The 26,836-nt window shown below is 41.4% G+C and carries 22 protein-coding genes and 2 pseudogenes; 17 read left to right on the forward strand and 7 right to left on the reverse strand.

Going from position 1 to position 26,836, the window contains the following annotated elements:
* The first annotated feature begins 72 nt into the window (after nucleotides 1-72).
* From ABEQ74_RS12640 to ABEQ74_RS12665, 6 genes are all read left to right on the forward strand, one after another.
* On the forward strand, nucleotides 73-1,944 hold the full coding sequence (locus ABEQ74_RS12640; RefSeq protein ID WP_430122528.1) for an alanine--tRNA ligase: 1,872 nt from the start codon (nucleotides 73-75) through the stop codon (nucleotides 1,942-1,944).
* A gap of 406 nt (nucleotides 1,945-2,350) precedes the next feature.
* The gene (locus ABEQ74_RS12645; RefSeq protein ID WP_430122575.1) at nucleotides 2,351-3,052 is read left to right on the forward strand and encodes a lantibiotic protection ABC transporter ATP-binding protein; all 702 of its coding nucleotides are present in this window, start codon (nucleotides 2,351-2,353) and stop codon (nucleotides 3,050-3,052) included.
* Nucleotides 3,052-3,828 (forward strand): lantibiotic immunity ABC transporter MutE/EpiE family permease subunit, encoded by a 777-nt coding sequence (locus ABEQ74_RS12650; protein WP_430122529.1) that lies wholly within the window; start codon nucleotides 3,052-3,054, stop codon nucleotides 3,826-3,828. Before ABEQ74_RS12645 ends, ABEQ74_RS12650 begins: the two co-directional genes overlap by 1 nt.
* Before the next feature lie 2 nt (nucleotides 3,829-3,830).
* A complete protein-coding gene (locus tag ABEQ74_RS12655; RefSeq protein ID WP_430122576.1) occupies nucleotides 3,831-4,556 on the forward strand; it encodes a lantibiotic immunity ABC transporter MutG family permease subunit in 726 nt (241 codons plus the stop codon).
* A gap of 17 nt (nucleotides 4,557-4,573) precedes the next feature.
* Complete coding sequence (locus ABEQ74_RS12660; protein WP_430122530.1) at nucleotides 4,574-5,248, forward strand: response regulator transcription factor; 675 nt, start codon at nucleotides 4,574-4,576, stop codon at nucleotides 5,246-5,248.
* A complete protein-coding gene (locus ABEQ74_RS12665) occupies nucleotides 5,224-6,555 on the forward strand; it encodes a sensor histidine kinase (protein ID WP_430122531.1) in 1,332 nt (443 codons plus the stop codon). Before ABEQ74_RS12660 ends, ABEQ74_RS12665 begins: the two co-directional genes overlap by 25 nt.
* Before the next feature lie 510 nt (nucleotides 6,556-7,065).
* Here ABEQ74_RS12665 and ABEQ74_RS12670 read toward each other — a convergent pair.
* Nucleotides 7,066-7,959: an AraC family transcriptional regulator gene (locus ABEQ74_RS12670; protein ID WP_430122532.1), complete on the reverse strand. Its 894-nt coding sequence runs from the start codon at nucleotides 7,957-7,959 to the stop codon at nucleotides 7,066-7,068.
* Between the two features lie 155 nt (nucleotides 7,960-8,114).
* Here ABEQ74_RS12670 and ABEQ74_RS12675 point away from each other — a divergent pair, with 155 nt between their 5' ends.
* A complete protein-coding gene (locus ABEQ74_RS12675) occupies nucleotides 8,115-9,026 on the forward strand; it encodes a DMT family transporter (protein ID WP_430122533.1) in 912 nt (303 codons plus the stop codon).
* 37 nt (nucleotides 9,027-9,063) lie between these two features.
* Nucleotides 9,064-9,222, forward strand: a pseudogene (locus ABEQ74_RS12680) (tRNA-binding protein); the annotation flags it as partial.
* 441 nt (nucleotides 9,223-9,663) lie between these two features.
* Here ABEQ74_RS12680 and ABEQ74_RS12685 read toward each other — a convergent pair.
* The 4 genes from ABEQ74_RS12685 to ABEQ74_RS12700 all read right to left on the reverse strand — a co-directional run bounded on the left by ABEQ74_RS12685 (nucleotide 9,664) and on the right by ABEQ74_RS12700 (nucleotide 12,826).
* Nucleotides 9,664-10,398 carry an IclR family transcriptional regulator gene (locus ABEQ74_RS12685; protein ID WP_430122534.1) on the reverse strand — a complete coding sequence of 245 codons (735 nt, stop codon included), beginning with the start codon at nucleotides 10,396-10,398 and terminating at the stop codon, nucleotides 9,664-9,666.
* Between the two features lie 328 nt (nucleotides 10,399-10,726).
* Entirely contained in the window at nucleotides 10,727-11,185 is a 459-nt protein-coding gene (locus tag ABEQ74_RS12690; protein WP_430122535.1) for a heme-binding protein, read from the reverse strand.
* Nucleotides 11,186-12,379: an MFS transporter gene (locus tag ABEQ74_RS12695; RefSeq protein WP_430122536.1), complete on the reverse strand. Its 1,194-nt coding sequence runs from the start codon at nucleotides 12,377-12,379 to the stop codon at nucleotides 11,186-11,188.
* Nucleotides 12,380-12,532: 153 nt separating this feature from the next.
* Entirely contained in the window at nucleotides 12,533-12,826 is a 294-nt protein-coding gene (locus ABEQ74_RS12700; protein WP_430122537.1) for a putative quinol monooxygenase, read from the reverse strand.
* A 709-nt stretch (nucleotides 12,827-13,535) separates the two neighbouring features.
* Between ABEQ74_RS12700 and ABEQ74_RS12705 the strand changes: the two genes are divergently transcribed.
* The 3 genes from ABEQ74_RS12705 to ABEQ74_RS12715 all read left to right on the forward strand — a co-directional run bounded on the left by ABEQ74_RS12705 (nucleotide 13,536) and on the right by ABEQ74_RS12715 (nucleotide 15,864).
* Nucleotides 13,536-13,925, forward strand: coding sequence for an alcohol dehydrogenase catalytic domain-containing protein (locus tag ABEQ74_RS12705; RefSeq protein WP_430122538.1), 390 nt, complete (start codon nucleotides 13,536-13,538; stop codon nucleotides 13,923-13,925).
* A 17-nt stretch (nucleotides 13,926-13,942) separates the two neighbouring features.
* A complete protein-coding gene (locus ABEQ74_RS12710) occupies nucleotides 13,943-14,185 on the forward strand; it encodes a zinc-binding dehydrogenase (RefSeq protein ID WP_430122539.1) in 243 nt (80 codons plus the stop codon).
* Between the two features lie 707 nt (nucleotides 14,186-14,892).
* The gene (locus tag ABEQ74_RS12715; protein WP_430122540.1) at nucleotides 14,893-15,864 is read left to right on the forward strand and encodes an alpha-L-fucosidase; all 972 of its coding nucleotides are present in this window, start codon (nucleotides 14,893-14,895) and stop codon (nucleotides 15,862-15,864) included.
* A gap of 195 nt (nucleotides 15,865-16,059) precedes the next feature.
* On the opposite strand, the gene ABEQ74_RS12720 is transcribed toward ABEQ74_RS12715, so the two are convergent.
* Complete coding sequence (locus ABEQ74_RS12720; RefSeq protein WP_430122541.1) at nucleotides 16,060-16,938, reverse strand: AraC family transcriptional regulator; 879 nt, start codon at nucleotides 16,936-16,938, stop codon at nucleotides 16,060-16,062.
* Nucleotides 16,939-18,118: 1,180 nt separating this feature from the next.
* Between ABEQ74_RS12720 and ABEQ74_RS12725 the strand changes: the two are divergent.
* The 3 genes and pseudogenes from ABEQ74_RS12725 to ABEQ74_RS12735 all read left to right on the forward strand — a co-directional run.
* Nucleotides 18,119-18,193 (forward strand): annotated as a pseudogene (locus ABEQ74_RS12725) (hypothetical protein); the annotation flags it as partial.
* Nucleotides 18,194-18,229: 36 nt separating this feature from the next.
* Nucleotides 18,230-18,397: a hypothetical protein gene (locus ABEQ74_RS12730; protein ID WP_430122542.1), complete on the forward strand. Its 168-nt coding sequence runs from the start codon at nucleotides 18,230-18,232 to the stop codon at nucleotides 18,395-18,397.
* The gene (locus tag ABEQ74_RS12735; protein ID WP_430122543.1) at nucleotides 18,394-18,600 is read left to right on the forward strand and encodes a hypothetical protein; all 207 of its coding nucleotides are present in this window, start codon (nucleotides 18,394-18,396) and stop codon (nucleotides 18,598-18,600) included. Before ABEQ74_RS12730 ends, ABEQ74_RS12735 begins: the two co-directional genes overlap by 4 nt.
* A gap of 350 nt (nucleotides 18,601-18,950) precedes the next feature.
* On the opposite strand, the gene ABEQ74_RS12740 is transcribed toward ABEQ74_RS12735, so the two are convergent.
* Nucleotides 18,951-19,697, reverse strand: a complete 747-nt coding sequence (locus ABEQ74_RS12740) for a MerR family transcriptional regulator (RefSeq protein ID WP_076323509.1) — start codon at nucleotides 19,695-19,697, stop codon at nucleotides 18,951-18,953.
* A gap of 86 nt (nucleotides 19,698-19,783) precedes the next feature.
* On the opposite strand from ABEQ74_RS12740, the gene ABEQ74_RS12745 reads away from it, so the two are divergent.
* From ABEQ74_RS12745 to ABEQ74_RS12755, 3 genes are all read left to right on the forward strand, one after another.
* On the forward strand, nucleotides 19,784-20,488 hold the full coding sequence (locus tag ABEQ74_RS12745; protein WP_430122544.1) for a CPBP family intramembrane glutamic endopeptidase: 705 nt from the start codon (nucleotides 19,784-19,786) through the stop codon (nucleotides 20,486-20,488).
* Between the two features lie 1,120 nt (nucleotides 20,489-21,608).
* Nucleotides 21,609-21,881 (forward strand): DUF2277 domain-containing protein, encoded by a 273-nt coding sequence (locus ABEQ74_RS12750; protein ID WP_430122545.1) that lies wholly within the window; start codon nucleotides 21,609-21,611, stop codon nucleotides 21,879-21,881.
* Between the two features lie 1,202 nt (nucleotides 21,882-23,083).
* Nucleotides 23,084-26,812, forward strand: coding sequence for a hypothetical protein (locus ABEQ74_RS12755; protein WP_430122546.1), 3,729 nt, complete (start codon nucleotides 23,084-23,086; stop codon nucleotides 26,810-26,812).
* Nucleotides 26,813-26,836 lie beyond the last annotated feature (24 nt).

The raw sequence follows: 26,836 nt of genomic DNA on the forward strand, positions 1-26,836 counted from the left end.
CTTTTTTATTTGCTTGAATATTTGAAAAAAATTTTCCGAGAATAAATAATAATTAAAATGGAGGTATTGAGCATGGTGAAAATGACACCAGATGAGTTAAGAAAATCATATATTGATTTTATGAAAGGAATAGGGGCTAGCCAAGTGCCCTCTTCTAGCTTGTTACCAGAAAATGATCCCTCAACGTTGTTTACAGGAAGTGGAATGCAACCTATGGTTCCATATTTATTGGGGGAAAAGCATCCGATAGGTAATGAGATAACTAATATTCAGAAGTGTTTAAGAACAGTGGATATTGATGAAGTAGGAGATACGTCGCATCTGACATTTTTTGAAATGGTAGGTCGATGGGAGTTTAAAGCAAATGAAAATAACTATAAGAAAAAGCAAATCGATGCCGTTTGGAATTGGCATATTATCGAATTAGGAATGGATCCTGGCAGGTTGTATATCAGTGCTTTTATAGGAAGTGATGATTTGAATATACAGAAAGATACGGAAGCCATTCAAATCTGGTCAGAAAAATTCAAATCAGTTGGTATAGAACCTATCATTGAAGATGATCCCTATCAATATGGGGTATCTAGAGGTGGAAGAATATTCTTATACGATGAAAAAGAAAATTGGTGGAGTCGAGCCGGAAGTCCATTGGATATGCCTGTTGGTGAACCAGGTGGGCCTGATAGTGAAATGTTCTATGATCTTGAACCAGGCGGTGACCTACTTGCTCATCCTGCTTCTGAAAGCGAGAGGTTTTTAGAAATTGGGAACAACGTATTTATGTGTTACCAAAAAGAAGACACAGGATTTGTAAAAATGCAAAATCCCAATATTGATTATGGAGGCGGATTAGAAAGGGTTGCAACAGCTCTTAATGGTGACAAGGATATTTATAATACGGCTTTTTTCCTAAATCCCAAGAAAAAATTGATGGAGTTAAGTGGTAAACAATATACTGACGATTTAAAGTCGTTTAGAATCATACTTGATCATGTGAGAGCGGCTACTTTTTTAATTAATGATGGTGCGGAGCCAGCTAATAGTGATGCAGGGTATATCACAAGAAGGTTATTAAGAAGGGCGATTCGTGCAGGTAAAAAAATAGGTATACAAGGAAGTTTTGTGGGTGAGTTGTCTGAAGTTTATATAGATGAAGCAACAGCTTATGAAGATTTGATCGGTAATAAAAAGAAAGTTATCGAAATCGTAAATAAGGAAGAAAATCTTTTCTATAGAACTTTACAGCAAGGAGAATTTGAAATACAAAAACATCTTAAGAATAAGGGTAAAGTTACAGGTGCAGATGCCTTTTATTTTTACGAAACATATGGGTTTCCCTTGGAGTTGACGGAAGAGTTTCTAACTGAAAGTGGATATAGCATGGAGGACAAGGCGTCTTATATAGAGGCGGCAAAGAAACATGCTGAAAAGAGCAGAACTGCTTCTGCGGGTAAATTTAAAGGTGGATTAGCTGAACATTCAGCAGAAACAACAGCGCTGCACACGGTATCTCATTTATTACTTGCTGGTTTAAGGGAAGTTTTAGGTGATCATGTTCATCAACAAGGAAGTAATATTACTTCAGAACGATTACGGTTTGACTTCAACCATGATGAAAAACTTACGCCAGAGCAAATAGCTGAGGTGGAAAAGTATGTGAATGATGCGATTTCATCAAAAGCAGTTACCTATATTTCAGAGATGCCTAAAATTGAAGCGAAAGAAAATAATGTTGAAGGGAATTTTTGGGATAAATATCCGGATATCGTTAAGGTGTATACAATCAAAGATAACGAAGGGAAAGTTTGGAGTCGAGAGGTATGTGGAGGACCTCATGTAGAAGATACAACAAACTTAGGAAAGTTCAGTATTAAAAAAGAACAATCTTCTGCTGCTGGAGTCAGAAGGATTAAAGGAGTAATTAATAAAAACGCGGAACAATAGCTGATGTTTTAGGATTGCCATTTGTAACAACGTTATGAGTTGCCGGGAATCCAGGATGAATGATAAATCCGGCAATCGAAGAGGGTTTGACATCGCTTGGCCTTTCCGTTGGCGGTACCGGAGCACAGTATTCAAAGAAAAAGCAATTCGGATTTAATCCGAATTGCTTTTTTACTGCAAGAAGAAAGGGGAACTTATAAAAAAATAGAACGAAAATCGAGCTATATGTTCAAACTGATTTCCCTCGGGTCCCTGGAATATGTAAAAATGCATACCACAACATCAATATGCCTTGGTTCCGTCAGGAGTTCAACGCTGGCGCCTTATACCGTAGCCCTCTTCCTTATAAATTCCTTAAAGATGGCTGTTACCATAGTAGTAACAAATCAATAGGAGTGAAGTTATGATGTATGAGTATATAATAAAAACCAATAATGTTTCTAAAAAATTCAAAAAGACATATGCAATAAAAGATTTATCTATGTCTGTAAGAAAAAATTCTGTCTACGGTTTATTAGGACCTAATGGTGCTGGAAAATCAACATTATTGAAGATGATTACAGGCATTATCAGACCAACTTCAGGTGAAATATTATTCAACAACCAGCCTTGGACTCGAAAAGATTTATTGAATATTGGTTCATTAATCGAATCACCTCCACTGTATGAGAATTTAACGGCATTTGAAAATTTAAAAGTGCGAGCGACTCTTTTGGGGATTTCAACAAATAAATGCAATGAAGTTTTACAAACAATGGACTTAATGGATGCTAAAAATAAAAAGACATCCGATTTTTCGTTGGGAATGAAACAGAGGTTGGGTATCGCATTGGCGCTGTTGAATAATCCCAAATTATTAGTCTTAGATGAACCTACAAACGGGTTAGACCCTTTTGGTATTGAAGAATTAAGGAAAATGATTCGGACTTTTGCGGAGTCCGGGATATCTGTGATTATATCCAGTCATATTTTAAGCGAAGTAGAGCACGTTGCCGATGACATAGGGATCATATACAATGGATCACTGTTGTATCAAGATAAAATTGATGTAAATGGAAACCTGGAACAACTGTTTATGGATATCATTAGACAGGTGCGTGTTTCCTGATGTTGCAAACTTATTTGAAAGCAGAAAACCTAAAATATAAACGCTCCCTGTTCAGAAAACTTATTATATTGATTCCGACAGCTTTAATTATGATATCTATGGTTTTCATATTTATTGGTATTGGTTTAGGCGGTTTTTCAAGTGCTATGGTCAGCAATTGGAGTATGCCGATTGCATCTTTGTCCATAGTGATTTTATGTCATTTAGTAAATAAGAAGGATCAAAAACACAAATACCGAACTATTTATAGTTTGCCCATCGACTTGAAGAAGACATTTATTTCTAAAACAATTTTGATAGCACTTAATCATTTGATCATTTCATTATTCTTATCGCTTATCACTATTATCTCCGAAGGCATATCGTCAGGTGTTTTAGTTTCAATGGGTCATAGCGGATATTATATTTTAGGATATTATATTTTAGGATACTGCTTATTGTGGCTCTCTTTATTATGGCAGATTCCTTTCTGTTTATTTTTGGATCAAAAAATCGGATTTATTGGTTCTGTGATCATTAATTTGTTTGCTAGTGCGTTAGGTGGATTGTTTTTTTCCTTGACGCCTTTGTTTTGGTTCTTCCCATATAGCTGGTCTGCAAGGTTTATGGTTACATGTTTTGGAGTCTTACCAAACGGATTATGGGTCGAAGCCCATTCAAGATACATTTTGAATTTAGGAGAATGCTCGTTGCTGGTATTGATTTCTGTGCTTGCTATGCTGATTCTTTCCGCCTTATTATCGCGCTGGTATAGAAGGCAGGTGTATCGCAATTGACGATGATAAGGGAGTTTTGTTCTAACTTTACCAAAATCAAACGAACTCCAATATTTTTATTGCACTTGTTACTGCCTATAGTGATTACAACATTATTTTTAATTTATTACGCTTTTGCTGGATATCATATTATTTCTGATGTGAGGTTATTTTTCGTTATATTACAAATAGGCTATCCGATTTTTGTTGGTATTGTTGTGCCAATATTAATTCAATTAGATCGGAATATAAACAATATTCAAAATGCTCTAGGTTTAGTGGAGTCTCGAAGAAGTGTATATCTGGGGAAATTGTTCTTTCTACTATTTCTTTCAAGCATAAGTATCATAACATATGAGCTTTGTTTCTATACTGGAGTCCATTTGTTTTTAGATATCAGCGTAACGCACTTTGATTCATATATTGATCTGTTTTATATATTTTTATTTAGCAACTTATTTTTATATTTATTACACGTAGCCATTGCTTTTAGGTTTGGTTCAAGTATTTCTGTTTTGCTAGGGATATCTGGTACAATTTTAGCGGGTTTCTTCGAAAATGCGATTGGTGATAAAATTTGGCCGATCATTCCTTGGGAATGGGGTGTTCGGTTTTTAAAAAATACTTTTGACTTTTCAAGTGCCCCTATTTTTTGGGGGATTATTTCTCTGATTATGATTACTTCAATGATTCTAGTTTTATCAATACTATGGTTTAGTAGATGGGAAGGTAAAGTCATACAAGAGTAAAACAAGGGGGATAGACAATGCGGAAACTGTTAGTGGTCGATGATGACCTTGATATGCTGGCCTTGGTGCGTGCTGCCCTGGAAAAGGACGGTCACCAGGTAGACACCGAGGCGGATTCCACTACCGTGCAGCCCGCACGATGCCATCTGTATGACCTGCTGCTGCTCGATGTGATGATGCCCGTTGAGGATGGTTTTTCCCTTTGCAGCCGTATTCGTGCCGAGGTGGACTGCCCCATACTGTTCCTGACCGCCAAGGCGGAAGACGCGGCCCTTGTTCAGGGTTTTGGCTTGGGCGCCGATGATTACATTAAAAAGCCCTTCAGTATTGCGGAGCTGCGCGCACGGGTAAACGCCCATCTGCGGCGGGAGGTGCGGCAACCGACCCACACCCTGAGTCAAGGTGGTGTGCGCTTTGATATGCAGGCAAAAGTGGCCATCGCGGGCGAACACACACTGCCTTTTACCAAGGGAGAATACGCCATCTGTGAGCACCTGGTCCTGCACGCCGGGCAGGTGTTTACCAAAGAACAATTATACGAAGCTGTTTTCGGCTTAGACGCCGAAGGCGATTCGTCGGCCGTTGCGGAGCACATCAAAAATATCCGCGCCAAGCTGAAAGCGGGTGGACTTAGCCCCATAGAAACCGTTTGGGGGGTAGGCTACAAATGGCGAAAAGACAGCGTTCGGTAAGCCTTTCTTTTGTGCTTTTACGCTTTGCCATCGTTATGCTTTGCTGTATGCTGTTATGTTGCCTGGTATGGTATTTCGTCATGGTGCGCTTTCAAAACACTGGCGTTACTTACCAGGGAGCCGTCTCCAACCAACAGGTGGAGCAAATGCTGGCTGGAAAGCCGACAACCTTTATTTCTCCTGGTGATGATTTCCTGGCCGAATACGCTTTGTTTGGCCGGAACGGCGAAGTGTTGGAAAGCAACGTAGAGGGAAAGAAGCTGGAAGTCCTGGCCGGTTTTTTACAGGAGGACGCCAACAGCATAGATGTTTCGCGGCACACCTACGCGGATGGAAGCACCGTGATCCTTCGCTGGCATTTCAGGGCGGAGTTTGTCAATCCTGTGCTGCGCGACATGCTGCCCCCCGCGGAATACCTGGGGCTGGCCACACTTGTTGTGGCATTGTTGCTTTGTCTGCTGTTCAACACCCTGTGGCTTCGTCGGCGCCTCGCCTCCAAGCTGAAGCTGTTCAGCGAGGTGAGCAAGAAGGTAGGCGCGCAGGAGCTGGATTTCACAATTCCCCACGCCGGCATACGGGAGTACAATCAGGCGCTCGATGCTATGGAGCAAATGCGGGAGGCATTGTACAGATCCCTGTCATCCCAATGGGAGGCACAGCAAGAACGCGATGCGGAAATAGCAGCACTCGCGCATGATTTAAAAACCCCGCTCACCCTGGTGGGAGGAAACGCTGAGCTTCTGCTGGATGAAGAACTGCCTGAGAGCAGCCGCAAAATGGTGGAAACCATTGTGGCAAGCAACGACCGGGCCAAGCAGTATGTTGCCAGCTTGTTAGAAACCTCCACCGGTGCGAATGAGGCATTTGAAAACACCAGCCTGCCCGCCATGTTTGACGAGCTTTGCCAGAGCACAATGGTTATTGCAGAAGCCAAGAGGGTTTGCTTGCAAACCCAAAACGGCCTGAAGGGTACTGCGAGCATTCAGAAAGATCATTTACTTCGCGCCCTCGGTAATGTAGTGCAGAATGCCATTGAGCATACACCGGCGGGTGGAAACGTGTATTTGGAAAGCAGTATGATAGATGGCGGCTGGCAAGTCACTGTGTGCGATGAAGGCCCCGGTTTTAGCGAGGAAGCGTTACACCATGCGACAGAGCGTCTATGGCGCGGAGATGTAGCACGTGGCGCCGATGGACACAATGGCCTTGGCCTTTGGTTTGCAGCACAAGTAGCTAAAACGCACGGAGGACAACTAGAACTGCGCAACTGTGATTCTGGTGGGGTGGTTACAATGAAGTTCTGCTAAGCGCCAGGGATTATTCGGAACACTTGAAAATATGAGAAGCTAGGTTTGCCTAAGATACCTACTATTGCGAATAAACAAAATAGAGGCAGCTATTCTGACATTTACTAAGTAGAGGTGCCTTTGAATCCTGCGTTTGACACCTATATTCAATCAATGGCCGGTCGGGACGTAACGTCAGACGTATGAAGAGAATTGTCGGGGGACAAGAACATCGTCCCATTGAAAGTCGCTATTCTAGAGGCTTCTTTATTTTATCGGTACAAGTTCTTGTCCCGAGCCAAGGACAAGAACTTGTACCGATTACTGATTAGATAAATATCTAACTGAAGCTATTCCCATTGGGACACGAATCGAATGACGGTATTAATATTTTAACGAGGAGAATTCCATCTATGGCTATTGAGTCTATGCTCCAGCACCTCTGATCGAAAAGATCACATATCTAGATCCTGGTTACTCTGGGTATACCAGCGAAATATGCAAGATCAAGACACCCTGTTCCATTGCATATTATTTCTTCATGCCGCTTCTGAATTCCCTAAAGCTTCTAGGTGTTTGTCCTTGATCTTTTTTAAAGGACTGGATGAAGTGATTTACGTGATTGAAGCCCACTTTTCCGGATATATCGGTTATAGTATCGTCCGTGGATACCAGTAGTTCGCAGCTTCTTCTGATCCGGTATTTAATAAGGTACTCATATGGCGTCATACGAACCGTCTTTTTAAAACTCCGGGTACATTCCGAAATGCTCAAATGCGCAGTATCGGCAATTTCGCGAAGCGTGATAGGACTCGAGTAGTTCTGATGGATGAAGCTAAGCATAAGCTGCAATCTTTCCTGCTGCTGTTTTGCGTGTTTTGGCGCCTCCTCTTTCGGTAGCGAAAGGTTAGATATTAAGATGAACCAGAGCTGTACAGTTTTGATCGAAATTTCGTATTCCCATCCCCATCGCTTTTTCATATTAAATACACGTTGCATGCTCCAAAGCATGTTCAATACCTGCTTTTCCCACTCCGCGTTTCCTGCAATAACGATAGAAACGAAAGAAGAGCGGGTGTAGGGAAGCACATACTTTTCTTCCATAGTACTGTCTGCGTGGAAGGCGAGTAGCTTTTCGGGGAAGTTAAAGCTTACATATTCGCCAACATGACTCAGTTGTGTCGTGACATGAAGAATTCCTTTGTTGATCAGAATCGCCTGGCCGGTCTTTAACTCATGATCGATTCCGTTTACTTGAATAACTAGTGTTCCTTTCGTTACTAGCGTAATCTGCAGTTCTTCGTGCCAGTGCAGATCGTTAAACCCCCGTCCTTCAGGAATGCTCGTATAGAGCGAATGGGTGTACATAATGTATGGAAACGAACGATCGGGATATGCGATTGTCTCGTACAGCGGTTTTGGCATGTCAAAAACCTTCTTTCTATGACGATATATCCATATTATCTAGTGATATATTTGCACATTGAATTAAAGAACGATGATATTATTATATCATATCTATGGCTTATCACTTGAGCCTGTGCACAGACGATCGGATAAGACCTCTTGGAGGGTTTTAAGTGAAAGAACGCAAAGCGTCGTTATTGCTGCATCCTTACGCACTGCTTTTTATCGCCATTCTATCGGTTTCCGTTTCTTCAATTATGATTAAATCTTCAGAAACGCCAACTGCCATAGCAGGTATGTATAGGCTTTATATTTCAGCTGTCATCATGCTTCCTTTTGTCCCTTGGAAAACGATCCGCTCCTTAAGCTTGAGCGCCAAGGAGTGGGGGACTTTTTTTCTGGCCGGCCTGCTCCTAGGACTGTATTTCTTATTTTGGATGAAATCGCTTGTCTATACTTCGGTGGCAAGTTCCATGGTGATCCTGGCGCTGCAGCCGCTATTTGTCATGATCGGTTCATATTTTGTATTCAAGGAAAGAGCTAGCCTTCTGAGTGTGATTTGCTTAGTGAGCGCGCTGCTTGGCTCAGTGATCATCGCTTGGGGCGATATCGGGGTTTCAAAAGAAGCACTAATTGGGGACGGATTATCTCTAATTGGAACTATACTGGTTTCAGCCTATATGCTTGTCGGACAAAAGTTGAGCCGGAAATTCGATGCTAATATGTATAGTGTTGTGGTTTTCTTTCTCGGAGGAAGTGTGCTGCTCATCTACAGCATGCTGAACGGCTATTCCTTAACCAATTACGATTCATCGGACTGGACATATTTCCTAATGCTTGCGATCGTTCCCACCATATTTGGTCAGAATATTTTCAATCAGCTGCTTAAGTCGATAGGGGCTACAACTGTGTCTGTAGGCATTATTGGAGAACCCGTTTTGGCTATTATACTGGCTTATATCTTCCTGGGAGAAACCATCTCTTTCTTTCAATTTGTTGGCGGATTGATAACGTTGCTGGGTATGTTGATGTACTTTTGGCGGCAATCCCTGCAATATTCGTCGGCGAATCGTCTTTCGCATTAACGCAGAAATGCAGGGGAATAATTTAGGGGGAAATACCATGGCAACATTCGAAGATTTTTTAAAACTGGATATGCGTGTAGGCACAATCACTAAAGCCGAATTTTTTGCAAAAGCGAAAGTCCCGGCTATAAAACTGGAGATCGGCCTTGGGTCGGAAATCGGTGTTAAAACATCCAGCGCGCAGATCACCAACAGGTAGGATTGCCATTTATTTTAATCATATTACTTGATGCCTCAATAAGGGATATTACGATAACATGGCAAGGAGCTATTAATTCATCAGTAGGAAGTTGAAAGAGAGAGAACAGGAGTCACTAGTCATGGATAGTAATGAAGAAAAATGTCTAATGACACAAAAGTGAGCACATTGTAGGAATTTGACACTAATAAGACTACATTGTTGACACTTGAAATGTAAGAAACCCTGTACTTTGAAAAAAAGTACAGGGTTTCTCGACAATCTGAGAGCCTCTCTGAAAGGGAGGCTCTTTTGAACTTAAAGATTTCACACGATACAGAGGTTCAGGTCATAAATCCGTTCCTCGATGCAATTCAGTCTACGTACTCTCTGGGGACTGCAATCATCACCCATAATAAGATGAATCCGCGAAATTGAGCAGTTGAGCGGGTGAGCGGGTCAAAGTAGAGCAGAAATCTGTGCACTGCATTCCTTCAATTTTTTACTAACCGCACGGTCTCTCTTTCGGCTTAATCGTGCGGCAGGGCCGGATATAGCCAATGCTGCAATCACTTTACCATTATAAAATATTGGTGCAGCAACGCAGCGTAAACCCACTTCTGTTTCTTCATCATCAATGGCGTATCCTTGTTGGCGGATTACGTTCAGATGCTCTTTTAATAAATGGTTGTCGTCAAAGGTATGCTTTGTTGCTTTGTGCTGGGTGAGATGTATAAGCATTTTTTTTAGTTGTTCATCACTTAGGTGCGCCAGGATCACTTTGCCAAAGGCACTTAGATGGGCATAAGCGGAATCACCTACACGTGTATGACTACGGATGGCATGATTGCCCTCCACCACTTGTACAGTCATGACTTTCATTCCATCTAATATCCCGATATATGCGGTTTCGCCAAGTTCCTGTGCTAATTGATGCAGGGATGGAACGACTAACCAATTAAGCCGAGTGTTAGCAGACGATGAATGGTGCCCCTTTATTTCAGAGGCTTTGTACGTATGACCTTCTTTTTGAATAAAACCTGTCATTTCCAGCGTATATAGCAGACGAAAGGTTGTAGACTTGTTAAGATTAAACCGGTGCATGATCTCAGTCAGTCTCATGGGTTCACCTTGCTGCAACGCGTCAAGAATGAGCAGTCCTTTTTTTAGGGTTGAAACCTCATATTGATTCATTGATTCACCTCTAAGCATTTAATTAATGTTGTCTTCAGGATTATCATTTTGATTCCAGGTTTGCTGGAAGCATACTTCTTAACGACAATCAAATATATTTTAATTTAATTATTGACATATTAAATAAAACCTTTGCATTTAGGATATATTTTGGATAACAATTGACTTTGGATAATTAGTCCACATATAGTCTGAAGTTGAATATCTTCACGCATTTTCGACTTGGAGATACTTGCTCATTAATGAACGAAATGAAAAAAAGAGGGCAAGAGCTTTACGCCCAACCCTCTTATCTATTTTAAAGTGGCTATGGCTTAGCCACGACCACTCATTTACCATTCAGAAACAGACGGATGCCCTCTACTGCATAAGCATGATCCAACTCGCCGGTTAATCCACCGACCGTAACAGAACCGACTACGCCAACACCTTTAACACGAATGGGAATAGAACCGCCCACCGCTTGATACTCTGCAGTTGATAGCAGAGAATGTTCTGCATGAGAAGCACCACCTTGGATAAAGCGCTCCTCAATGTAGGCAGAACTGCGGTTATAGTGATCGACAACCCGTTTTTTGCGGAACAACCATACGTAGTTTTCTTCCGAAGTTCCATCCATCAAATGCGTAAACACAGGAACGCGGTTACGTTCAATATGCACCGCCACTGCAACATTGTTTTCTTGGGCATACTGCACGATAAGATTGCCTATGGTAAGTGCATCTTGATTGCTAAAACTTGTGAATTCCAATTCTTTCTCCAAAAGGTCTAATGTATTCAAATCCATTTATCCTCTCTCCTCAATAAAAAGTTTCTGTTTCTTATCCATTCTGTAGTTTATAGCTGCCAGTAAAAAGGCGAATCCCACCATAATTGCACCGATCCAAGCCGTGTCCATAATATGCAAATGGTCTACTGCAAGCCCGCCCAATGTCGAACCAGCTGCTATCCCTATATTAAATGCAGATATATTAAATGCAGAAGCAACATCCTTAGCAGATGGTACCAGCTTTTCTGCAAGCATTAGAATGTATGCCTGTACGCCGGGAGACATCATAAAAGCGAAGAAACCCATTAATATGAGGGACAAAATGGTGAGCGTCTTGTTGGGCAGTAGCCAAATTTGCAACAGCAGGGCAATGCCCTGAAACAGGAATACGAATCGAAGCGTCCTTACAGGATGCCCATTTGCTAATTTCCCCCCGATAATATTCCCAATAGCCACTGCAACACCGTAAACCAGCAGCAGCCATGAAATAGACGATGTTGAGTACCCGCTAATCTCTTCAAGGATAGGAGAGATATACGTGAACAAAGCGAAAGTCCCGCCGAAACCCAGTACCGTCATTAGTAGAGCCGTGAGAATCCGAGGGTTGGCAATTAAGCTTCCAACATCCCTCAAGCTCGGTGAGTGCTTCGAACGCGGGACTTTTTCTACGGCTACGAGACTGACCAATAAAGCTATTAACCCTAATACAGCGACTACAGCAAATGACATCCGCCAACCAAATTGCTGTCCGATATAGGTTCCAAGGGGAACTCCAAGAATGGTCGCGACGGTTAACCCGGTAAACATGATGGAGATGGCGGTACCTTTTTTGTTAGCCGGAACCATATCTGCGGCCACTGTAGCTGCAACTGCGAAAAACACACCATGAGCAACAGCTGTAATGATCCTAGACAAGAGCAAAATGGAATAGGTAGAAGCTACAGCTGCCAGAGCATTCCCTGCAGTGAACACGATCATGAGGAACACCAAGTATCCTTTTTTAGGCAATTTTCCGGTTAGAACTACAACGATCGGGGTTCCAATAGCCAGGGCCACTGCATACCCAGACACCAAAGTCCCAGCCTGCGTTACCGATATACCAAGATCTGTGGCTACCTCTTGCAGAATCCCGACAATAACAAATTCCGTCGTTCCAATGGCAAAAGCACTTAGCGCAAGTGACATTAGAGCAATGAAGATTTTTGAATTCATACTTTCACCTCCTTTATGTAGGCTAATATTAAGTGAGAAATCAACAAAGTTCAAAATAAAGAGAATAAGTTTCTATAAATGAAACTCAATGAGATCATGAGAATCAAATGCCTTAATGAAAACAAAAAAGTATTCTTAAAAGTGCATTGCAATTTATGATTCCGTATTCTGCAAATGATACACGACCTCAGTATCGATTATTGCTTCGATATTTTTTCGGTATGTTTGAAAATGCTCTGTGTTTATATGTTCGGTTATGGCACTTTGATCAGCCCAAGATTCATAAAAGACAAATGTACCTTTCTCTTCGAGCGATTGATGAAGCTTATATTGTATGCAGCCTATTTCTGCACGCGAAGGTTCAATTAGTTTAAGTAATTCATCGCGTAGCTGATTTTCATGTCCTGGTATTCCTTTTAGAATCGCACAAATTGTAATGACACTCATAAAGTACTCCTCTTAATAAAATTTAGTTAAGTTAATGGTTCCATTAATTAGTAATGGGAATTATTATTTCCCTTCGCCCAAGTTATAAGCAGATACTAAACCAGTACGCTTGAGGCGTTAGGGGATATTGATGAAGTTTATATGAACCAGATAAGCAAACGACCATAATGGAACCGACTAATCCGATATTTTTTATGCACTGTGATCCTCCAATTGTTTGGATTGAAAGGGATTATACATATTTTTAGGGGGTATGTTGTATCATGGTCAACTATCTGTTTTTTTTATACAGCCAGTTGAGCATCTCTTTAGCACCTCCTACGAATGGATAAGGCAAGAGGGGGATTGAGTTTCTTTTCGATATGAACAGAAACAGAGGTTTTCTGTGTTGTAGCACGTTATTCATCAGTCCTAACATCATGGCATCTACAAATTATTCCGGAATGACAAAGTACTCTTACCCAATATTCAATCGTTTAGAATGAATCACTCCTAACGAGGTATTGTTTTGTTGCAGAGATGATGAAAAATGTAGGCAGTATGGCCTCATCATAGGTAAATCAAAATGGAATTTCAAAAGAAGTTAGAAAGTTTCTAATAAAGAAACGCAATTAAGCTTCTTTCTATATTTGATGAGTGATGTTTAATCAAAACAGGACAGTATAATCTTATCTTCAACCTCATGATCGTAACTAAGGAGTGTTATCGTGTGAAGGGAATTGGAATCGAAGAATATGGAGATATTTCAAAACTAAAGATTGTTGAAGTTCCAGATCATAAACTAAGACCGGATGAAGTTCGGATTGCTATTCGGGCCAGCGGTGTTAATCCTGTGGACTGGAAGATACGCGAAGGTTGGCTGCAAAGGAGCTTCTCTTATGATTTTCCTTTGATTTTAGGGTCGGATGGGGCCGGAAAAATTATTGAAGTGGGGGATAAAGTAAGTACGCTTCGAGTTGGAGATGATGTTTACTTTAGACCGGAAATCGAGAAACAAGGTACATATGCGAACCAAATAATTGTGCCGGCACGCTTCGTTTCTTTGATGCCTGAAGAATTGTCATATGCGAAGCGGCTGCTTTACCTCTTGTATCTCTGACGGCATTGCAAGCGTTAGTGGAATTTGGTCAAGTCATTGAAGGACAAAAAGTTCTCTTGTTGGGAGGCAGCGGCGGAATCGGCACGACAGCAATCCAGATAGCAAAAGCATTAGGTGCTCACGTCACGACAACAACAAGTTCATCAAATGTCGACTTCGTACGCGCTTTAGGTGCGGATGAGGTTATTTCATATGATCTACCTTTGATAACTTCATACCATGATTGTTTCGATGTAAGCTCATTTCAATCATTTCATTGATCTTTTTCCATTTCGGTGCGACTGTAAGGAGCTTACCGTCGATAATCTTTAAGTTAGATGCTGATTTAGAAAAGGGGATTGATACAGTTCAAGTTTACTATAAAAATAATAGAAGTGATCTACCAATCAATCTGGTGTGTACGAATTGTTCTAGCAATATGAAGAATAAAAATAGAAATATGAAATCGTATATTCCATCAATAGTTGCGATGCGATGAGAATATTTGACAACCCCATACTAGAAAATAAATCACTTCGTGAATACGTTGATAACTATGTAAACAGATTTACATTTTAAAAGTAAAACCCATGCAATCCGAAGGAATCAATATAAGAGAAACTCACTGATCTTAAATGATCGGTGGGCTTATTTATTCCATAAGGCATATTACAAGAAAACATTTAAACTTCCCGAAAATACGCGAAAATCACGTTTTATGCGACCACTGGTTGCTTCGCGAGCTAACTTGGGCAATGACTTGGACACACAAAATAACTATAGAATTACTTACTCTCTATAAGCCGACAGAGAGGGCAGCAGATTCCGCATTGTGTACTATTTAAATTGATCACCACTCACTAAAGAAAAGTAGAAATTGTATGGTAAAATGTCGTTTTTGATAGCTGTATAAAGGATCATAATCACTTAAAGTGGTAGATATCATATGATGGTGAGTACTCACCTGACAGTTAGAGGAGGTAATTATATGGATAATTATGATTTGGTACAACGACAGCTATGGTTTGTAAATCAGAGACTCGGAATGTTTATTCACTTTAATAGTGCTACGTTTCAGTTTGCTGAAACGGAAATTAAGGATTGGGAATACAGGCATGAGAATCATGATGAACCTCGCAGATTTCCATTCGATCCCAAACGCTGGAATCCTGAGCAATTGGACTGTGCGCAATGGGCGAAAGCAGCGAAATCCGCGGGGATGAAATTCGCTGCACTGACAGCAAAGCATCATGAAGGATTCAGCTTGTGGCCTACCCGATATACGGAGCATTGCATCCGTAATGCAACCGACAAAAGGGATGTCGTCAAAGAATATCTTGATGCGTTCAGGGAGGAAGGTATTAATGCGGGTCTTTATTTCTCTATGCTAGACTTGCATCATCAAATCGGTCGAAAAAAATGCACATCGGAAGATAAGCGGTTCATTAAAAATCAAATCGAAGAATTGCTGACAAACTATGGTGAACTTCCGTTTTTGATCATTGACGGATGGAACGCCCATTGGGGGGGGCCTAATTACGAGGACCTTCCTTTCGAAGAAATTAATGAACTCGTGAAGAGTTTGCAGCCTAAGTGCTTATTGATGAATATTAGCTGTGAATCGACTTTGGAACATACTGATATCGTTTTTTATGAAAATGCTGCAGGGCAAGAAATTGAAGAATCCTTTGTAGGTCCGGGGGCAAGCTGCAATGTATTAACTGAAACCTGGTTTTGGAGAACTTCGGATACGACAATGGAACTCAAAACCACTGATTGGGTATTGGATAAAGTACAGGATGCCAACAACCATAACGTGTCATTCTTATTAAATGGAGCTCCAAATCAGCGCGGCTTGTTGGATGCGAATGTTCTAGACCGTTTTAAAGAAATCGGAGAACGATATCGTCATCCGACGGAACTCCAAACTGTTCCAGCAAACTGGCTGATTAGAAAATAACATGTCCCCTTTTGGATTCCACATGGGATTAACGCCTAGATTGGAAAGGAAGCCCTCTACTGAAAAATTTACATGCTCTGGTAAGTAATATGAGTGTTGAAATCTCGATCATTATTAACAATGCACAGCTAAAAAAAAGCGCTTGACCATTGAATGGTGACAGCGCTTTTTTCAATTGGGAGGACATTTCATGTGTTAATCCACTCGAAATACTTGGTATCGCTTCCGGTACTCGCCAGGTGTAAAAGAAGTTTGGCGTTTGAATAGGCGTGTAAAATAATTGTTGTCACGGAATCCGCATTGTTCACCGACCTGGATTAGAGTTAGATCTGAATTCACTAGGAGCTGTTTAGCCCGTTCGATCTGGAGATGATGTCTGTATTGCAGAGGGCTCATACCCGAATACTGTTTCAGACAGCGCGCCAAATAATCGAAGTGGTAATGCAGGTCGTTCTCCATTTGTACGGAATTAAAGGGAGCTTCTAACCCATCTGCCAAATATGAGGCAACTTTCTCCCCAAGAAAAAGGGATCGGGCCTGTGGGCTGCTCTTTTTCATGGTGCTTTGAAGTTCAATGAGAAATCGGCCAAACAAAACTTGCAGCTCGTAGGAGCGGTATGCTGAAAGGACGCTATGTATTTTTATCATTTCCTTCAGAAGGGGGACGACCGTACGCAAATCTATCCCGGTAAATTTTGGGATATCCACCATGCCTGGATGAGCCTCGGTATCCTGGTCCGTCCTGTTCAGCAGAGGCTGCTGCCAATTGTTTTTATCGACCAGCACAGGTTTAGACAATAGCGGATACTCAAAATGAATCCAATACACTTCCGTATTTGTATCGGTTGGGCGATAGCCATGATGCATTTTTCCAGGTTCAAGCACCAATACCATACCTTTTTTGATATCATATTGAATCCCGTTTTCTTCCATATAGAGTGTACCGTTGACACAAATAATAATGTCAAAAACATCAAATCGGCGCCTTGCATGGATAATTCCCGGTGGCCATAATGTATGGCCGACCGTGGCTAACAGAGGGAATGGCGGAACTTTCAGCTCAAGCACAAGCATTATCAATCACCTACATAATTGGATGTAGAGATTGTACTATAATAAAGGCTATTTGTCAGCGTCATTCAGGCCGACTCTATTATCGTGTGTTTTTGCACCTAATCAGGTAGTAAATCAATTGTGGGCTACCTAAATGGGGATACCTGGTTGAAAGCAAATGGAGAGAGAGCCGAACTAAAGTATGAACTTTTTTACTCTTTCAGTATATAAAAAGGTAGGATTTATACTATATTAGGTCGTCATTGTAGGCTGTACGATAGGTGAAATTTCTATAGAGGAATAGAGAATGTTGTGTTTAAAAGGTCTGATTGGGGTGTGATTTTAGGGTATATTTCTTCACAATAACAAGGTCTAATGAGGCAAGTGGAAGCCTGACTATTTTATAAAGGAATATTATAATGAATCTTACCCGATTGATTGATATCAACAATTGGTATATACGACTAATGCTTCCATTCGCCCTGTTAGTCACCCTAGCCTTGTGCGCGGGGGGGTGATTTACCGACAGACGCTCTCATTAGTTGGGGAGGAAGCCCGAAACATCAATATGCAGATGTTTGAACAGGTAACATCGACGCTTGTGGAAGACTGGCGGAAATCGATACAATTGTGATGCAGGTGGCAAACGATCCAAAACTTGTTCAACTACAGCAGATTAAGGATCCTTTCGAGGGAACGAACACCTTCAAATTATTGTCTGCTCAAAAAGGGCTGTATAATTTCAGCAACAAGTTCATTCCGACATGTCGGGTGACAAGAAGATAGTAACATTAGAAGCCGCTAATTATGCGGCTTTTTATTTTTATGATATCAAGTTCTTGTCAAAACACAATGACAAGAACTTGATATCATTCCCGACTGATGACAAGAACTTTGTTACATTCCCGATAGGTGAATTTCTGTGTAGTTAATACGGTAGCTGTAATGGTTCTAGAATACAAACACATTAGAGACTATGAGCTGCTTCCAAACTGGCAAGACATTCTTCGTTGAGCTAACGGGGAGGATAACGTAATCATTTCGCGAATCTCAACATATGGAATTATTTACGAAGTTCGTGAATAAGGCGTTAGGCGAAATACACGTAAAGGAAGAATGCAATTATGACCAATGAAGCAACTGAACATTTTGTTGTTGATTATGGATATTATCAAAGAAATATTGATGGGGTTGGCAAAAGATTGCAAACTATGACCGCGAAGGCTATGTTTGCGCTACTTATCAGAAGCGCGGCAGAAAAGGATGCCCTTCCCATTTCATTCGGTATGATGAGTTAAAGAAGTCTGTTTTAGTGGATTTGCGTCAATTGTCAGTGAATGTGCTGGATCAGAACTCTCTGGTGGAGAAAGCGCTCAAAAAGGCGAGTGAAAAATCGAACCAAGCCGTGTCTGAACTGAAAGCGAACCAGAAGAAGATGCAGCAGCTTCAACAAGAGCAATTGGAACTGGTTCGCGCATGACTCGTAAAATGATCGATGATGATACGTTCCAGATGAGCAATGCAGATCTAAAGGAGGAGCAGCACAACTTGAAAGAACGAGCAACCATCCTTGAGACGGTTGTCAGTCAGGGCGAAGCCAAAGAACGTATTATGCAGCAATTCAGGGAAGAAGTTAGGCGCTTTGCGGAGTTGCAAATCGATGACGAGGAAGCCCTTCGATAAGTGCTTCAGCGGTTAATTGTATAATTGTACGAATAGAGATTGAGTTGGATGGTGGAGTTATTATCCACTATAATTTTGGAAATCCGTTGTCAGCAGGGGCGTAAATTAGCCCCCCTGTATTTACGTCAATATTAAGCACTCGACACATGTTGAATGCTGTGTGTCGCTCGTGAGAACATAGTGATTTAGAGCCACATTAACCTAATGTTTTTCTGTAAAGTTCAAGCAGTCACTTGCTTGGGCTTTTTTATAAGTACCCGAGTTCATGGAAGATGTTTGCTGAAGATATATGCAACAATGATCATTGGTGGATGAAGGAATCACTCAGATATATAGTGTTAAGAAACCAATCATTCATTTTCTTTATTCAGCAATTGCTCTGCATAGATAATACAACGTTCTGCAAATTCCAGTGATTGATCTGTTATAGGATACAGTCCAGTTGTCTCTGACGGCATTTTTCTTACTTCCCAAAACTTATTCATTAACTCTTCATTTCCATCAAATGTATCATTGGAAACTGCAATCAACTCACAACCAATCTGATAGCCAGCTTCAGATTCAGGTAATATGCTATGCTGCTGACACCATTCAATTCTCCGTAATAGTGAAATATATTGTTGGGTGATTCGGTCGCTTTTACTAAGACTAGGAAGCACTTGTTCTAAAAAATCCTTCTCGTCATCTTCAAAATATTCAATCCATTTTTTTGAATTATGTTTGGCTGTCTGTACTAAATGTGAAATTCGTTTCCACGATAATTCTCCCTCAAGATCAAACATGTTGATGAGCGAGGTCGTATTGGAGATGCTAGTTTGGAGCGAAGAAAGTTGTTCTTGAAGATGATTATAGTGAGCTTTTAGTATTTCTCGGTAGGATAGCTTATCCAATAAATTCTGAATCTCTTCGAGTGGAAGCATGAGAGATTTTAGAAGTGTGATCTTTTCCAAAGTAAACAAGTTTTCTTCGGAATAGCAACGGCGTCCGCTTTCGTCTTTAAAGCTAGGTGTAAGGAGCCCAATTTGATCATAATAGCGAAGTGTTCTTACAGAAACATTGCTTTGTTTGGATACTTGTCCTGTTGTCCAATGACTCATGATATTCCTCCAAAAAAAATGCTTGCAGGTGACGTAGCGTCACCCAGTATATTTGAATTATATCACAGAGACAAAGGGGTAAGGGAATGACTGATCACTTAACGCATTGGAAACAAAGGGATAATTGGACATGGAAAGAGTTTGTAGCTTTGCTGTTGCTAGAGTTTGTATTTGTTATCGGATTTATTAAATTTGTAGTAAAACCCGTATATGGGCAATGGCTTGGAGATGAGCTGTATTCAGGAACATTGACAGGGCTTACAATAGCAATAGTATTAATGCTGGGAGTGTATTTCATAGGGCTACGTCCTAAAAAGCTTTCTTGGAGTGAAGTGGGTTTAAGATCCTTTCCTGCGAAGGATTGGTGGCGAATTCTGTTATGGACGTTCTTGCTGATTATAGGCAGCACCATCGTAATGATCCTTACCAGCTATATCGGCAATACATTTGAAAATTCTAAAACGGAATCAATTCAGCAGAATGTTACGGTCTTCAGTGTATTCATTGCGTTTGCATCAGCAGTGATCATCTCGCCTATATACGAAGAGATATTCTATCGCGGTTTTATCTATCGCTGGCTGCGAACCCGATTAGGCATCGGTTGGGCAATGTTTTTGAGTGCGAGTCTCTTTACGATAGTCCATATTCCTACCTATAACGCGATGCCTGCGAATTTTCTTGGGGGGATCATATTTGCATGGGCGTATGAACGAACAAATTCTGTTTGGCCTGCAGTATGGGTACATGGCTTAACAAATGGACTATTTTTATTATTGACTCTGGTTATGTAACGGGAGAAAGAAAAAGAGTTACCTAATTCGTAAACAAGCACTTCGAGGCAATGACGACAAATGAGACGGGACTCATCACATGGCTAGTAGAGTTTAGGATTAGAAGAGATGAATTATAAGTGGGGCTGCCATTTGGTAGCCCTTTTTGCTCGGTTTTGTATTTACCATTTACTATATCTATATGATTGAAAGGCATTAGAAGAAAATTTGGCTTTCCTCACAAACGGCACAAAACTGAGCTAGTATATGGTTATGGTGAGTGACGTTTTATTTCCTCCAATATGTCCGTATGCATACGCATATGTGCTATGTGGCTGTCTATTGCAAAAGAAGGGTCTAGACGTGCCGTTGCACCACCCTGGATTCAAATTGAACAAATGATCGAAATGAGCTTACCATCGTTAATCTTTAAACTTGACTCCGATACTAGAAAAAAGGCTTCGATAATTCAAGTTTACCGCTCGAAAAACGTAAGAGAGCTACCGGAGCTGATGTGTACGATAGGTTCAAAACAAATGAAGAAGGAAATTCGTAATATGAAATCCTACACACCTTCAAGGGTTGCTATGAAAGTATTCGATAATTCTTCCCAAGAAAATATATCGCAACGAGACTACGTTAATAAGTATGTAGCCAAGTTTTCTTTTTAAAGTGTAAAAAATAACATATCCCACCAATGGTGGGTTATTTCTTTTGCCCAAAAATGAATAATAAAAGAGGGGAAGAAATTAGTGCCGACAGAGAGGAATGATATCAAGTTCTTGTCAACCGACAAATCTATATTGTCGGGTGACAAAAACATAGTTACATTAGAAGCTGCTGATTATGCGGCTTTTTATATTTATGTTATCAAGTTCTTGTCAAAATACAATGACAAGAACTTGATAACATTCCCGACAGATGACAAGAACATAGTTACATTACCGATACGATCTTATCCTCAATATGAGTTCCTACTAGAGGGACGAGTTACTATACTCGGGTTCGTTCCTTTACAAAGTCCGCTTAATCCGTGGCTTCTTTTTTTAATATGAGAGGTTGAGGAACTACTTGAATGAACAAACTATGTTATGCTAGATACAACATAGTGCGTTCATTTCAAGAAAGGGGTTAAACTGCGATGTGCCGAAATATTAAGACCTTATTCAATTTTGACCCGCCTGCGACGGATGAAGAAATTCAGGCTGCAGCGCTACAATTCGTAAGGAAGCTGTCGGGCTTTAACCGTCCTTCCAAAGCGAACGAAGCGGCGTTTAACCAAGCGGTGCAAGAGTTTACCGTCGTTGCACGGCAGCTGCTGGATTCTCTGGTGACTCAAGCCGAACCCCGCAATCGAGAGGTCGAGATCGCTCGTGCCCGGGCACGAGCCGCTAAGCGATTCGGAGAATCCTAAGCGGGTATAGACGGAATCGGATTGAAAAGATGTACGCCTATTCTTCGGAAATGGCCAAAGAGTCTCATTCTGTGCTTTTCAGATGATGCCGCGACGAATCTTGCCGAATTGATGAATTCATACCATGCGCAATATAACGAGGGTTAATGGGGGCTGAGCGAAAGTGTAGGAGCCGCTTCAATCCATAATGGCAAACCTGGTGTGTGTCCCGACAAAGGGGATTCACTATTTAACTTTCGGCATGATAAAAGGAAGGTATGATGAAACCTAATGGAGTAGTTATCAGTCGTCGGGCTCGACCAGCCAAAGAACCGCTAAGTCATGATCTGAGAATATTTCCACGTGGTTGTATAAACGATGTGAGAAAAGCGAACTATCAGATGATAGTTCGCTTTTTATTGATTCAATGAGGAATCAGAGAATGTTCCAGTAAGCACAAATCTTTGAGGAGAGGGGGTATATTACAAGAAAAATCAAATTGGTGTCGGGTGACAAAAACATAGGAACATTAGAAACCGCTAATTATGCGGTTTTTTTATTTATGTTATCAAGTTCTTGTCAAAACGCAATGACAAGAATTTGATAACATTCCCGACAGATGACAAGAATATTGTTACAATCCCGATATAGACGCCTTTGTATTAAACTAAAGGGCAGGTTACTTTAATAAGAACGAAACCAGCTCAAGAAAATTGTTAATGATCCTTTTGTCGGGGGACAAGAACTTGGTCCCTTAGAAAGTCGCTAATTTAGCGGCCTTTTTGTTTTATCGGTACAAGTTCTTGTCCCGAGCCGAGGACAAAAACTTGTACCAATTGCCGAAATGGACAAGAAGATGAGCCTTGTACCGATTAGGCAAGTATCCAACTATATTTCCATGCAATGTCATAAAGCCAACGGGCATATTAGTTTCATAATACCTTAGGGTAACTACATAATACTTCGCATAAGGTCAGAAAAACCCAAACCACATTATTAATTAATGGAAGGAAGAAATCCCTGCCGTCTGCTGACAGATGCGTGGATTATCATTTTACAAAATTCGACATAATAAACCTCACAATTTGTCGTGCGATAGAGTCGATATTCCTATTCAACTGCCTACAAAGTATACCGATATCTATAAGATGTCCCAGGTAATGGAAGGAGGTGGAATTAATTCCTGTGGCTGATTGATGATATTGCTAGAGGAGGCAGAGAAGGTGAAGTCTAAGAGAAATCGAATGATTCCATGGCTGTTGGTATTTGCATTATGTCTTAACGGATGGAATCCATTCATGGCAAATGCTGAGGGAGTTCAGCAACCTTTCGAAGAAGAGATGGTATCGGAAGTAGTGGCTGCACCCAGTGTTACGGATGCTGTATATCATAATTCAAATGTAGAATTGCTTGCGGACAAAAGGGAGGTAACTTTATACCCAGGCGACTCTTACAGATTTAATAATACGTCTACCTCAACCAAATCCATTACAAATAATGGGTCAACATCGAAGGGGATTGTGTTTGACTATGTAACCTATAATGCGGATGGCAAAATAACCAGCGCGGATATGAATCATGGCGGGAATGTTTCACAGACAAAGGGGGCATCCACCATAATTACGGTGTCAGGCATGTTCCCAGTTACGTTCTCCATTTTCCCTGAAGTGACACATTCCCTATCCTCAACACCAGCACTCCAACGTGTAACACTTCATAAGGAAGAAAGCTATATTTTTACGAATGAAGGGAATCAGTCCCTTAATCTCCAAAGTGATGCTTCCAGTGGCCAGGAGAAACGTTATGATTTTGCTGTATACACCCCTGATGGCACATTAGACAGATCGGATTTTAATAGTGTCTCAAAGCCTGGTGTAGGCATAGGGAATGAAATCATTGTCACCGGCGCTACGATCAACCCAGTTACGGTCGGGTTTCCGTACGATATGTTTAACGGTGAGTACAGTGCGGAACCAGCGTATACGAGGATCATAATGAATCAAGGACAAAGCTATCAGTTTACGAACGTGAGCTCGAAGACGGATACGCTGGAAAGTGACGGTAAGTCCAGTGACCGCTTCGATTATGTGGTTTATTTACCGGATGGAACTGAGTACTCAAGGGGAACGAATACATCAAATAAACCTAGTGTTGCAGCAGGACGTACCGCAGTACTTACTATGGTTACGGCTAATCCTGTTACCTTTGGCGTCCCATACCGAACGTTTGATGTACAGCCTACAGGAGGAAGTGCCATCAGCCGGATAACCGTTTATCCGGGAGATACCTATGTTTTTTATAATAATGGATCGCTTACGAATCCCATTCGGAATGATGCAAGTAAAGTTGCCGGCTTATTTGATTTCGTCATTTATAGACCTGACGATACCATATACAGAAGCGGATTTAATCAAAAAGGTAGTCCAAGCATTCCTTCATTAGGATACGCGGTTGTCTCCAACATTGGATATACACCTATCGTATTTGATTATACCGATGATTTTGCAGTTGAAGAGAGTGCGGAACCTGCATTTGAAAGGGTGACTTTAAACCGAGGGGAGAGTTACGAGTTTACGAATATTAGTACCAGTATTGAATCTTTGGACAGCGACGCATCCTCCTCGTCCGGTAGATTATTCGATTATGTTACTTATTACGAAGATGGGACTGAACGTTCGCGAGGAAAAGCGACAAGTATTGAACCCAAAGTATATCCGAATAACAAGGCAGTTGTTACGGCCGTGTCGGATAACCCGGTAACTTTTGGTGCTATATATACTGTGTTCCAAGGCGGCGGAAGGCCTAATGAGGCCATCAGTCAAATTACCCTCAATCCAGGGGAGTCCTATATATTCCGCAACCATGGGACACTGTCTAATCCCATTAAGAACAATGCTAGTAAAGTAAAGGGCATATTTGATTACGTCATGTATAAAGCTGATGGCAGTCGATCTTCGGACGCCTTTAACCGGAGCTCCAGTCCGCAGGTACCGAAACAGGGCTACGCTAATGTCACTGTTGCCGGTTCCCAGCCTATCGTGTTTGATTATACAGACGATTTTACGGTGGAACCAAGTACAGAGCCTGCTTACCTGCGCGTAACCTTGTCCAAGGGAGAAAACTTCTCGTTCACCAATGTCAGCATGGAAAGCGCGTATTTGGAAAGTACTGCTTCTTTGGCGGGAGGTCGTACATTTGATTACGTCATTTATGATGCAACGGGAGCAGAACATTCACGTAGAGCAGGGGCAACAGTGGAGCCTAAAGTGCCTCCCGGCTATAAAGCAGTCGTAACGACGGCTTCAGACGAACCTGTTAGTTTCGGTGGCCTATACCGTGTATTTCGTGGGCAAGATGATCCGGGTGAGATAATTGAGCATCTCACAATTTATCCAAATGAATCCTATGTTCTTTATAATAATGGACCTGATGTTGAACTTCGCCACAATGCGGATGTCTTGGGCGGTTTCATGGATTATGCCCTGTATCGTTCTAATGGAACGCTTTCCTCGGACGGATTTAACGTTTCATCGAAACTTGAAATCAAGTCTCAGTCCCATATCGTAATCACGAATCCTTCTTCTGTTCCGATCCTTTATGAGTACACAGGAGGAGATATTACTGCTGAGGCAAGCACAGAACCTGCATTCCACAGAGCTACACTGAATCAGGGACAGAGCTATCAATTTACTAATATCAGTACGACTGACAAGGCAATCGTAAGTGAGCCTGTACATGGTGGCCGTACGTTCGATTATGTTCTCTATGATGGTTCCGGCGTGGAAATCGATCGTCGAATAGGTACCAGCATTGAGCCTGTCGTTGCACCTGGAAATAAGGTGATCGTGACGGTTTCTTCAGACAGTCAAGTTTTGTTTGGAGCTGTATATCGGCTATTTCAGGCAGAACCAGCTAAGGAGCCGGTGGAAGAAACGATAACCGTAAGACAGCATGAGAGCGTAATCTTTACCAACCCAGAAACCACAAGTCAAATGATTAAAACGAACGCTATTGAAGGAAAGAGTTTTTACGATTATGCAATATACGGTCCGGGGAATAAACCGGAACAAGCTCAAATCAATTCCACTGATCAGGAGGTTATCATTCCTGCACGCAGTACCCTCGTAGTAACGGTAAACTCAGCGAAATCCATTACCTATAAATATTGGATACCAGTTATTGCAGAGGCTAGCTTTGAGAAGGCGTTACTTAAAAAGGAATTGGCTGCTGGAGAGCTAGGAAAGTTTACAAATACGGGGCAATTTGAAGCCAAGCTGCTGACGGATGCATCTGTTGTCTCTGACCGGTATTATGATTATCGGGTGCTGGACGCGATTGGAAACGTTATCAGAGAGGAAACCGAAACGGATGAGGAACAAATCGTGCCGAACGGTGCAAGCCTAGAAGTGACCATATCATCATCAAAGAACGTACTTTTTGCGGGACCATCCAGAAGTTTTACATTTACTGAAATGACGGATCCGTTTATCGACCTCTTAGAACGGAGAGCAGAAGACATTGACATAAAGGAGAAACAGGAGAACTACTATCGATTTAAGCCGGAGGCGGATGGATTATACCGATTTGTTGTCAAAGAGAGCAAGAATTTCGAGAAGGAGCCTCAACTGACATTGTACACTGATGCTGGACTAACCGATGAACTAGCTACGACTGTCGATCAAGAGAGAGAGCACGGTTGGGATTACACCGTCTTGGAATGGGAACTGAAAGCGGGCCAGGTTTACTATTTAAAACTAGTAGAGAAAGATGGAGCCGCTTTTGAAGGGGTGATCAATTCTGCTCTAATGATACTAGCAGCGGAAAACAAGTATCACTATAGCTCAAATAACCGGCTTTCTAAAGTGATTCTCCGTACGGGAGATGAGATCCTATATGAATACGACAATAATGGTAACGTAACGAAGCGAAGCAAAAAGGTATTTCCATTCTAATTCCATCAGATGCGATAGAGGTGA

The sequence above is a fragment of the Paenibacillus solani genome (genome assembly GCF_050475945.1).
GTDB classification, from domain to species: domain Bacteria; phylum Bacillota; class Bacilli; order Paenibacillales; family Paenibacillaceae; genus Paenibacillus_AQ; species Paenibacillus_AQ solani_A.